Source organism: Vreelandella sp. L-25, assembly GCF_056857535.1.
Genome location: NZ_JBSXNH010000011.1, coordinates 1 through 9,794 on the forward strand (window position 1 = coordinate 1; position 9,794 = coordinate 9,794).

12 protein-coding genes are annotated in these 9,794 nt (G+C 51.6%); 3 read left to right on the forward strand and 9 right to left on the reverse strand.

Features of this window, described 5'->3' with window-relative positions; translation table 11 throughout:
• Window positions 1–198 precede the first annotated feature (198 nt).
• On the reverse strand, window positions 199–396 hold the full coding sequence (locus tag AC13CN_RS00305) for a hypothetical protein (protein ID WP_289109523.1): 198 nt from the start codon (window positions 394–396) through the stop codon (window positions 199–201).
• A 6-nt stretch (window positions 397–402) separates the two neighbouring features.
• Complete coding sequence (locus AC13CN_RS00310) at window positions 403–759, reverse strand: hypothetical protein (protein ID WP_062363669.1); 357 nt, start codon at window positions 757–759, stop codon at window positions 403–405.
• An 89-nt stretch (window positions 760–848) separates the two neighbouring features.
• On the opposite strand from AC13CN_RS00310, the gene AC13CN_RS00315 reads away from it, so the two are divergent.
• Together AC13CN_RS00315 and AC13CN_RS00320 are read left to right on the forward strand one after the other, a co-directional pair.
• Window positions 849–1,199 (forward strand): toxin-antitoxin system TumE family protein, encoded by a 351-nt coding sequence (locus AC13CN_RS00315; RefSeq protein WP_483052924.1) that lies wholly within the window; start codon window positions 849–851, stop codon window positions 1,197–1,199.
• Window positions 1,196–1,549, forward strand: a complete 354-nt coding sequence (locus tag AC13CN_RS00320; RefSeq protein ID WP_483052925.1) for an HVO_A0114 family putative DNA-binding protein — start codon at window positions 1,196–1,198, stop codon at window positions 1,547–1,549. The genes AC13CN_RS00315 and AC13CN_RS00320 overlap by 4 nt, the downstream gene beginning before the upstream one ends.
• Window positions 1,550–1,625: 76 nt before the next feature.
• Here AC13CN_RS00320 and AC13CN_RS00325 read toward each other — a convergent pair whose 3' ends face one another.
• The 7 genes from AC13CN_RS00325 to AC13CN_RS00355 all read right to left on the reverse strand — a co-directional run bounded on the left by AC13CN_RS00325 (window position 1,626) and on the right by AC13CN_RS00355 (window position 9,052).
• Window positions 1,626–1,799, reverse strand: a complete 174-nt coding sequence (locus AC13CN_RS00325) for a hypothetical protein (RefSeq protein ID WP_193461732.1) — start codon at window positions 1,797–1,799, stop codon at window positions 1,626–1,628.
• A 38-nt stretch (window positions 1,800–1,837) separates the two neighbouring features.
• A complete protein-coding gene (locus AC13CN_RS00330) occupies window positions 1,838–2,452 on the reverse strand; it encodes a hypothetical protein (RefSeq protein WP_483052926.1) in 615 nt (204 codons plus the stop codon).
• Between the two features lie 102 nt (window positions 2,453–2,554).
• Entirely contained in the window at window positions 2,555–4,276 is a 1,722-nt protein-coding gene (locus AC13CN_RS00335; protein WP_483052927.1) for a flagellin N-terminal helical domain-containing protein, read from the reverse strand.
• A 314-nt stretch (window positions 4,277–4,590) separates the two neighbouring features.
• The gene (gene fliD, locus AC13CN_RS00340) at window positions 4,591–5,565 is read right to left on the reverse strand and encodes a flagellar filament capping protein FliD (protein WP_483052928.1); all 975 of its coding nucleotides are present in this window, start codon (window positions 5,563–5,565) and stop codon (window positions 4,591–4,593) included.
• Window positions 5,534–5,992 carry a flagellar cap protein FliD N-terminal domain-containing protein gene (locus tag AC13CN_RS00345; RefSeq protein ID WP_483052929.1) on the reverse strand — a complete coding sequence of 153 codons (459 nt, stop codon included), beginning with the start codon at window positions 5,990–5,992 and terminating at the stop codon, window positions 5,534–5,536. Before AC13CN_RS00345 ends, fliD (AC13CN_RS00340) begins: the two co-directional genes overlap by 32 nt.
• 210 nt (window positions 5,993–6,202) lie before the next feature.
• Window positions 6,203–7,552, reverse strand: a complete 1,350-nt coding sequence (gene fliD / locus AC13CN_RS00350; RefSeq protein ID WP_483052930.1) for a flagellar filament capping protein FliD — start codon at window positions 7,550–7,552, stop codon at window positions 6,203–6,205.
• 177 nt (window positions 7,553–7,729) lie between these two features.
• Window positions 7,730–9,052: a UDP-glucose dehydrogenase family protein gene (locus tag AC13CN_RS00355; RefSeq protein WP_483052931.1), complete on the reverse strand. Its 1,323-nt coding sequence runs from the start codon at window positions 9,050–9,052 to the stop codon at window positions 7,730–7,732.
• A 165-nt stretch (window positions 9,053–9,217) separates the two neighbouring features.
• On the opposite strand from AC13CN_RS00355, the gene AC13CN_RS00360 reads away from it, so the two are divergent.
• The gene (locus AC13CN_RS00360; protein WP_044630021.1) at window positions 9,218–9,538 is read left to right on the forward strand and encodes a hypothetical protein; all 321 of its coding nucleotides are present in this window, start codon (window positions 9,218–9,220) and stop codon (window positions 9,536–9,538) included.
• Window positions 9,539–9,794 lie beyond the last annotated feature (256 nt).

The following is a 9,794-nucleotide window of genomic DNA, read 5'->3' on the forward strand; positions in this document are numbered from 1 at the left end:
TGGAGTTTGTGTAAGACCAGCAGTGCCAAGGCATTGAAGGCAACGAACATCGAAGCAGGAACCAGGAAGGTAACGACCTGGGAATCCCCTTCCTTTCCGCTGCAAGGCGGCAGCGCAAGCTGAGGGAGGGGAGGATGTCAAGCGTGAAACATTAGCCTAGGACAGAAAATTTGCAAGCTAATTATCTGTTACGTTATATCACTCTTTGTTGAGCATCCCCATTGTATGCTCGCGCTGCTGCTTGATAGCGCTGTCTAAAATATCCAACAGCGCCTGGTAATCTTCCGGCATGGAGGCATCCAGCCCGTGTTGCTCTACCCGTGCTATCGTTGCCTGGGTTTCACGAATCAGCGTTTCTAACGCGAGCGCTACTTGTTCATGCTCCTCGGGCTGCATACTCACTTAATGGCCTTGCTGCAAGCGTTGCACCCGCGCATACAGCTGCTTGGCGTTTTCAACCGCTGTGGCTTCATACGCATCTAAGGTGAGCAGCATATCTTTACGCGGGTCGTTCATCGCTGCTTCCAGCTCGTTACGGTAGCGTTTTAGCAGATGCTCCAGGTTCATACGGATCATGGTGAGTTCCAGCTGGAACTCCGCCTTCAGCTTGGCGTAACGCTCTTTTTGCTCAGGCGCTGCGCCGCTGGCTTCCACAACGGCGCTGATCGTGAGCTTGATCTGCTTTTCAACCGCATTGAGCTTGGGGACGAGGTCGTTGATGACCTCACGGGCTGAGATGGTGGTGCTTTTTTGAGTCAAAATACTACCTATTCAAGTGTAGAATAATCAACAGTTGACGCCTGAAGTCAACCCACCTATATTCCTTCCATGGAATAGGATGTTAGTGCATGGAAGATCAGAGTTTAGATGCTTTATTACAGCTCAATGGCGTTCAGTATGGCATACAGGGTGATTTCTGGGTCAAGTTTGAGGTGCGGCGAGTCAATGCAACACCAAACATTCCCCATGGAATAAAGTATAGCTTGACCCTCCACCATAAAAGCGGAACACGGCTACTTGGTTATGACAACGCCCATGCACCAAACATTAAACGCAGAAAATTTGCGGGACGACGCGATGAATGGGATCACCGCCACTACCGTAGCGTCGTTAGTGATTACTTCTTTGATTCTGCCGCTCAGTTAATCGAAGATTTTTGGAAACAGGTCGATGAAATACTTCGAGAGGAAGGGATATGACCACTGTCAAAATTGGTATCATGAACCGTGATGAATTCCGCCAGCGCACCATCTCGATTGCCAAAGGCCTCTATCAACCTACTGCTGAAGAGCCCAAGATATGGTTCGATAGCGTCGAGTCCATGTCTCGTCTGTTGAATACAAAAAACCTTGAGCTACTTAAAACGATTCGCCAATGCAAGCCACAATCCTTGGGAGAGCTTGCTGAAATCACAGGGCGTCGTAAAGAAAGCCTGAGCCGCACCATTAAAAAGATGAGTGATTATGGCTTGGTAGAAATCAAAGAAGGTCCTCGGCATGCTAAAACGCCTGTTGTGACAGCTGACAGGTTTGAGGTCACGCTAATTTAAGATATGCCTGCACGGCAGCTTGCATATACCGTTGCGAGGAGTGCAACGACGAAACCATCTTGTGCCAGAAGCAATTTCATACCAGCAGCATCACCATTACATGCTCACGCTGCTGCTTCACGGCATCGTCCAGAAACTCAAGCAGCCAGCCATAGTCTTCAGGCATCTGCTCATCCATGTCGGTGGCCTGGATGTCGTCGATGAGCACTTGAATCGCATTAGTCACATGCTGTAGCTCATAGTTACCCACAACCCCTCATTTAATCAACGGCCATTGCATGGGGCTTTTTATTTCTCACTCTCATTCTCATCTCCCCAGCTATTAACAATATCTTCCAACTCACTCCCGTATTTGCGATCTAATATATCAGCATGCTCCTCGATTTCATGCTGCATTTCAAACCTCTCTTTATCCCACCGCGCATACAAATAGCCAGAACCATTGTTCTCGCTAACATTAAGATAAAATTCGTATGCATCTAAAAAAAGCTGCTCAATGTATTTCGCAAGTCTATTTTCACACTCATAAAAAGATATATATAAAGGCTGATTTTGCGGCCATTTCTCTCTTGCGTGACTGACCAGACGATTCACAGCATTACCTTTGCCAACATAAACGCACAAAAGCGAATGAGCGTCATGGTCCTGACAATAACCAACATCTATCCACAAATGATAAACGCCAACCTTATTGCGGATTTTTTCAAGGTAGTCTGTCAGCTTAAGAAGACCATCACGCTCTTCACCTTCAATAAATGGCAATGTCAGACATGTACAGAACTCACTACGATTAACAATCTCCTCGACTGTTGGAGCATCAGCCAACTCATGTTTAGCAACATCGTCAAATTTGTAATAATCGTTTTCTAAGCAGCTTTTACCTTGATGCTCACATTCAAACATGAAAACACTGGCACCTTAAATTATTATCTCACTAACTAAAAAACGGGGACTCTTAGGCCCCCGTCGTTACTTACCACTTTAGCCTTACGGCCAAGCCTGACCTTAACCCAGCAGAGAAAGAACGTTCTGCGGGATCTGGTTGGCCTGGGCCAGTACGGAAGTGCCGGCCTGCTGCAGGATCTGCGCGCGGGTCATGTTGGCTACTTCCACCGCGTAGTCGGCATCTTCGATGCGCGAGCGGGCGGCAGACAGGTTGGTTTCGTTGGTCTGCAGGTTGGTGATGGCAGACTCGAAGCGGTTCTGGATGGCACCGAGGTCGGAGCGCAGGGTATCGACGTCGCTCAGGGCATCATCAAGTGCTTTCAGCGGATTCAGTGTCTTTCCATCTTCGTTGATTTCAGCGAACGTCAGTTCGCCACTGCTGGTAATGTACAGTGTTGCGCCATTCCCCGTCTCACTATCGGTTACTGTGCCGTCTTCGCCCACATAAAGCTCTGTTTCAAAGCTGGCATCAGTAGTGACGGCAAAGGTACCCGCAGCAGCACTTCCATCTTGGTATGCTTGAGCGCCACCAGCGGTAACAGTATTCTCACCAGCAATAACAAGATCAGCACCGAAGCCAGACTGAGCGTTAGCTACAGTAATGTCATTACCGGCATCTGAGTTTGCAGCGGCAATCAGGTCTTCTGCGCTAATTTTAGCATTAGTAATTGCCACGCCCGCAGCAGCATCAGTACCTGTAAAAGTAGTACCGTCTTCAAGCGTTAGACTAGCATTTGACAAGTTATTTGTTGCATCTGTGTCCAGCTTAGCCATAAGGCTATCTACTGTAGCGGCAACAGCACCATTACCACTATTTTCAGATAGCTCGCCCGTACCTGTGACAAACAGAGCCGCTCCATCGCCCGCGCGGGTAATGGTACCCGAACTGTCAATATTAACTTCAACGGTGTTACCAGTATTCAGCTCATAAGTTGCGCTGATGGAGCCTGAAGCTGGAATAATCGCAGCGCCAATATCTGCAGAACTGCCATTGGCAATGGTTGCACCATAGGTGAAGTTACCCTCACCATCGGCAGTAAATGTACTGCCTGTTGCTGCAACGCCAAAAGGCGTCTCACCGGCAAACGTGATAGTGTTTGTTGCTGCCAACTCACCAAGCACCTGAGAACCTGTCAGCGCCGTGTTATCGGTAGTCAGCGTGTAGTCAGCATTGTTAACACCACCAGTTGCGATACGACCGCCAGCCTGAGCCTGAAGATCAGACTCTTTTGCTTTCGCGTTTTCAGAAGCAGCACCATCGACGTTAAAACCTTGCAGACCGAGGGTTTCACGGGTGATTTGCTTCAGATTAACTGTGATGGCTTCACCGTCGTTGGCGCCCACTTGAATCTTGAATTCTTGGTCGCTTGCCAGCACTTTGGTGCCATTAAAGTCGGTTTCTTCAGAAATACGGTCGATTTCGTTCAAGCGCTGGCCGATTTCTGCTTGGATGGACTCAAGGTCTTCGGTGGAGTTAGTGGCATTTTGTGCCTGCACGCTCAGCTCACGAATACGCTGCAGGTTATCGTTGACCTGATTCAGGGCGCCTTCGGCAGTCTGGGCAACGGAGATACCGTCATTGGCATTACGCTGCGCCTGTGCCAGACCGGTGATTTGAGCCGTCATGCGGTTCGCAATGGCCTGACCCGCCGCATCATCCTTGGCGCTGTTGATACGCAGGCCGGAGGAGAGCCTTTCCATGCTCGTTTGTAATGCGTTCTGGCTCTTGTTTAGGTTCTGCTGACCGATCATCGATGTGATGTTGGTATTGATCACTGACATGGTGTGATTCTCCTTGCGTTAACACTGGCCTTGAAGGCCCGCTTTTCGGCGACATGAAGCGCCGTTGTATTAATTAACGGCCTGATGGGAAGAACCTTTAGGGTGAGTAGTAAAAAATTATGTAATGTTTGGTAACTTAGTGATGACTTTTGGCAACTAGCTGACATCGGTCGCGAGCTAAAGCTGCCTCCCACAGCAGTCACCAACTTCACCACCTACCGTGGCTGCTTTTACCATGGCTCTTTCCACCTTCACCCTGGCTCAGAAGTGAAAAAGCCCCCTTGAAATGGGGGCTAGCGGGCGATTTTTAGCGGCTACCTCTTGCGCCCTAGCTGGGCATCTAGTGCATCAAACTGTTGGGTGAGGTAACTACTCATGCTGTTCATTTGCGCAATCATACTGTCCAACTGCCCGAACTGAGAGCGGTAGCGGCTCATGGTGCGCTCGATGGTCACTTCCATACGCTCAAAACGCTCATCTAGGCTTTTCACCCGGTTTTCAGCACCGCTAATGGCCAGCTTGACCACGCCATTGTTGCTGAGCATTTGGTCGATAGTGGTGGACAGCTTGCCAGCCAGGCCGTTCTCTTTTTTATCACCCGCGAAGAAGTCGCTCAGCGCCTGGGGGTTATTGGCCACCAGGTCGGATAGCTTGTCGTCATCCACTGCCAGCTTACCGTCGCGCTGCAGGGTAATGCCTAGCTGGTTCAGGGTGCCCAGTTCACCACCTTCCACACCACCGGTCAACACGCTGCGTAAGCGGCTTTCAATGGTGCGCACGGTGCTGTCGCCGACCAGCTCGCCTGCGGTTTCGCTGTCGCCGGTAAAGCTGGTGAGTTTGGCAATGGTGCCTTTCAGGTCGTTGAACGCTTTCACGAAGTCGTTGATGGCTTCGCGCTGCTTGAGGGTGTCTCGTTCGACGCTAATGGTACTGGTGGCCGTTTCGCCTTCGGCAATACTCAACTCGGCCAGGTTGAGCGTAACCCCCTGAATGGCCCCTTCGATCTGGTTTTTGGCACTGCTGATGGCAATGCCATTGACGGTTAGCGCGGCATTTTCGCCAGAACGCTTGGTGTCGGCATCTTCGCTAAACGGCCCTGCTACCGTTACCGCGGGGTCCTGGCTGGTATCTACAACGCTGAAGCCTTCAATCGAAGCATCTGCTCCCGTGGCCTTGGAGCTGAGCGCCAGGCGGTAGCCTTCCCCATCGTTGATGATGGTGGCGTTAACACCGGCATCCTTGTGGGCGTTAATGGCGTTACGAATGGCTTCCAGGCTGCTGTTGGGCAATGGCAATATCGACCGAATCCGCGCCGCCAAAATTGAGCCGTATGGCCGTGGCCCCTTGTAGGTCTAGCGCGGCGTTTTTTTCACCCGTGATGCGGTTAGATGCCAGGGTGCCAGAGGTGGCCAACTGAGATACCTCTACCCGGTAGCTACCGGGCAAGGCACTGGCGGAGGTAGTGGCTTTAATGGCATCGCCACGCACGTTCGCGGAAAGGCTTTGGTAGAGCTTCGGGTCGTTGAGTTTCGCTACAGCATCTTGAAAGCTGTTTAGCGATGTTTGCAGCTGCCCGTAGGCAGAAATTTTCGCCTGCTGCTGTTTTTTCTGCAGCGTGATAGGCGCGAGCTTGCCCCGCTCCGCTTCTTGAAGCTGATCCAACAAGCCGGTGAGGTCCAGGCCAGAGCCGACGCCTAGAGAGGTTATTGTCGCCATGCAGATGTTCCTCAATGCAAAAGGCTAAACCCACAATTATTGATACATTGCGCCAGCGGTGGCGTTTCGACTGGATTTAATAGCATTCTTATCGACGGAACAACGGCTAACTTTAGGTCTTTTTTATCACCTAACTCCGAATACCCCATTACCCCAATAAAAACGCCTGCTTATCGCAGGCGCTTTGGAGATAGCTAAACAAAGTTGGTATTATTTTCGGCCTAGCTGTGCACCTAACGCATCAAACTGCTGGGTGAGGTAGCTGCTGGTTTGGTTCATTTGGGCAATCATGCTATCCAACTGGCCAAACTGAGTGCGGTAGCGAGAAATGGTCTGCTCGATGGATTGCTCCATGCGCGTGTAACGCTCGCCCAGCGACTCAACGCGGTTTTCAGCACCAGAAATCGCGCCGGATACCGTACCATTAGTGCCTAGCAACTGCTCGATGGTTTGGTTCACTTGGCCTGCCATACCTTCGTTATCGGCAGCGCCTGCAAAAAAGGCGGAGAGCGCACCCTGATTATTGGCAATGGCGTCGTCTAGCTTGCCGCTATCGATTTCCAGCGTGCCGTCTCGCTGCAGCGAAATACCGATATCCGTTAGCATCGAGAACTGGCCTTCGATACCTCCACCCAACACGCTGCGTAAACGCGACTCCACCGTGCGTACCGCGCTGTCGCCCAGCAGCTCCCCAGCAGCGCCGGTTTCCGCATTAAAGCTGGTGAGTTCGCCAATGGTGCCTTTTAGGTCGTTGTAGGCATCGACAAAGCCGGTTATCGCTTCGCGTACTGCTAGGGTGTTTTGCTCGACTTTCACCGTGCTATCCCCTTCTGCTTGAAGGTTCAGCGTGACGCCTTGAATGGCGCCCTCTACCTGATTAGTAGGGCTGGTAATGGCCACACCGTTGACATTCAATTTCGCATCCTGGCCTGCTTGCGTAAACTCTGATTCCAACTGCCCGCCAAATGCCGCCCCTAGCGTTATGCCTGAGATAGACGCGTCTTCACCGGTTTGCGTAGAGTTGAGTGCTAGCCGGTAATTGTCACCGTCGAAAATGATAGAGGCAGAGACACCACTATCTTCTTTCGCATTAATGGCATCACGCACTTCTTCAAGCGAGCTGTTGGCAGCAATGTCCACCACAACGTCAGCTTGATCAGCGCCTGCAAAATTGAGTGTCAGCGTGGTCGCTTCTGTGGTCAGGGCGGTAGTTGAATCCGGCACGCCTGCGGTTGCCAGGGTGCCCGATGTGGCTAACTGAGTGACGGATACGTTATAGCTACCGGGCTGCGCTTCGCCATTGGCCGTGGCAGTGAATGCTTCACCGCTAACGTTGGTCGAGAGACTCTCATACAGTGTGCTGTCGTTGAGAGCATCCGCTGCGTCCTGAAACGCTGACAGGGCCGTTTGTAGCTGGCCGTAGGCGGAAATTTTGGTTTGCTGAGTTTCCAGTTGTCGCTCGATGGGTTCCAGCTTGCCGCGTTCGGCTTCTTGCAGTTGGTCTAGCAAGCCGTTGAGGTCCAGCCCTGAACCAATACCAAGTGATGAAATGGAAGCCATGCGTACCGTCCCTTTTTCGCGTTGTGCGGCCGTCTTACCGATTTTGCGGCAGCCATTATTCAAGTTAGCTAATTAGTTATTTATTCGGCATTGAGCCTATTAACTTTAACAAATTTATTAGCTCTGGGCTTACCCATTTACCAGAAACAGCAAACCAAAGCTATAAACTTCTGTTTATTAAGACTTTCTACCGACACCCACATAGCAAACACCCGCCTCACTCAACGCGCTGGGTGCGTATAAATTACGCCCATCTACCACTAATTTATTATTTAGCTGGCTTGCTAACCAAGTGAAGTCAACGGTGCGAAACTCCTTCCACTCTGTACAGATGGCCAGTGCATCGGCACCTTTTACTGCCTGTATACGGTCGCCTGCGAGCATCAGGTCGTCACGCTCGCCATACAGCCTTCGGCACTCACCCATCGCTTCCGGGTCGAACGCTTGCACCTTTGCGCCTGCTGCCCACAGGGCTTCCATCAGTGCTCGGCTGGGCGCTTCGCGCATATCATCGGTGCCGGGCTTAAATGCTAGCCCCCAAATAGCAATCACTTTTCCCTCTAAGTTACCGAGGCTCTCTTGCAGTTTTATGTAAAGCGTTTGTTTTTGGCGCTGATTAACGGCTTCTACGGCTTTTAATAATTCCGGCGTGTAACCTAATTGCAAAGCAGCTTGCTCAAGGGCGTGCACATCTTTAGGAAAACAGGAGCCGCCATAACCACAACCAGGGTAAATAAAGTGATAGCCAATACGCGGGTCGCTCCCTATGCCCCGCCGTACGTCTTCAATATCAACCTCTAAGCGCTCCGCTAAATTCGCCATTTCGTTCATAAAGCTGATTTTGGTCGCCAGCATGGCGTTGGCAGCATATTTCGTCAGTTCTGCCGCTCGCACGCTCATAAACATGAGCTTGTCGTGGTTGCGGTTATAGGGAGCGTAGCAGGCTTTCATGCGCTCTTTTACCCGCTCGCTCTCGGTGCCTACGATAATGCGGGCGCCGCGGGTGAAGTCGTCAATGGCAGCGCCTTCTTTCATAAACTCAGGGTTGGAGCACACATCAAAAGGGTGTTCAACCTTACGCTGCTGTAGCACGCGGCTGATGGTGTCGCTGACACGCTCGGCCGTGCCTACCGGTACCGTCGATTTATCAACCACCAGCTTATAGCCCTGCATGTGCTGGCCGATACTTTCCGCGACGCTTAATACGTACTGCAGATCAGCGCTGCCATCTTCGTCTGGCGGGGTGCCCACCGCGATAAACAGCGTGTCGCTTTCGGTTACCGCCTGTGCGGTATCTGTGGTAAATCGCAAACGCCCAGCGGCAACGTTATGCGCTACCAGCTGGCTCAGGCCTGGCTCGAAAATAGGGATCTCACCACGGCTAAGCTGTGCGATGCGGTTAGCATCAATATCCATGCAGATGACCTGATGACCCACATCCGCCAAACACGCACCTGCCACGAGTCCTACATATCCGGTACCAAAAACGCTAATTTGCATAATCAACCAGCTCTAAAAGAAGTCTTGCGAGACTACCACACCTTTTTTGTAATTCAGATGACACGCAAAACCCAGCCCAATACATAGACCTTGGTCTAACACTCCTACTGCTTTACAATGCACTGCAGCACACCCATTTTGCTGCGATTGCAGGAGCAACCCACCATGCCCGCTGAAGCATTATCCCCCGCGACCACTGCTTCCTTCCACGTACAGCGCAGCTTGCGCCACTGCCTTTCTAGCGTAGCGGAACTGCTTTATGAGAGCGGCCATGTGCTTGAAACCATCACCCTGATACAGCGTGGTTTATCGCACCAGGAGTTGATCTCTCTGAGCCATCAGCACCCCCGCTGGGCGCTTTGCCAGCAAGTGTTGGAAGAGAGTGATGCCGCCACTTTTAATGACTATGGCCGTTTTGTGTTAACAGCCATGGGCCGCGAGCTGATATTTGATATGTTTGGGCAGGGAGCCGCAGACTGCGCATAAAAAAGATTCATCGCATTCTGGCGTGAATCAATTGGCCTCCCACGAGTGAGTTGGGCAATAACCCAGTGGGAGGGGGCTTTAGCCCGCGATGATGGCGGCACCGGTGCTTGCCCAAGCAGTCGCCCAATGAATTGGCCTCCCACAGGCAGGCTAAAGTGGCTACTTAAGCTATCCTGAATCCACTGGCCTCACTCCCGCCACTTTGCTGTTGTGGGAGGGGGCTTTAGCCCGCGATGATGGCGGCACCGATGCTTGC

What these genes read in the sequence shown, in the direction of transcription:
- AC13CN_RS00305 (WP_289109523.1), bottom strand. Translation starts at nt 396, where the DNA reads ATGCAGCCCGAGGAGCATGAACAAGTAGCGCTCGCGTTAGAAACGCTG.
- AC13CN_RS00315 (WP_483052924.1), top strand. Translation starts at nt 849, where the DNA reads ATGGAAGATCAGAGTTTAGATGCTTTATTACAGCTCAATGGCGTTCAG.
- AC13CN_RS00320 (WP_483052925.1), top strand. Translation starts at nt 1,196, where the DNA reads ATGACCACTGTCAAAATTGGTATCATGAACCGTGATGAATTCCGCCAG.
- AC13CN_RS00330 (WP_483052926.1), bottom strand. Translation starts at nt 2,452, where the DNA reads ATGTTTGAATGTGAGCATCAAGGTAAAAGCTGCTTAGAAAACGATTAT.
- AC13CN_RS00335 (WP_483052927.1), bottom strand. Translation starts at nt 4,276, where the DNA reads ATGTCAGTGATCAATACCAACATCACATCGATGATCGGTCAGCAGAAC.
- AC13CN_RS00345 (WP_483052929.1), bottom strand. Translation starts at nt 5,992, where the DNA reads ATGGCGACAATAACCTCTCTAGGCGTCGGCTCTGGCCTGGACCTCACC.
- fliD (WP_483052930.1), bottom strand. Translation starts at nt 7,552, where the DNA reads ATGGCTTCCATTTCATCACTTGGTATTGGTTCAGGGCTGGACCTCAAC.
- AC13CN_RS00355 (WP_483052931.1), bottom strand. Translation starts at nt 9,052, where the DNA reads ATGCAAATTAGCGTTTTTGGTACCGGATATGTAGGACTCGTGGCAGGT.
- AC13CN_RS00360 (WP_044630021.1), top strand. Translation starts at nt 9,218, where the DNA reads ATGCCCGCTGAAGCATTATCCCCCGCGACCACTGCTTCCTTCCACGTA.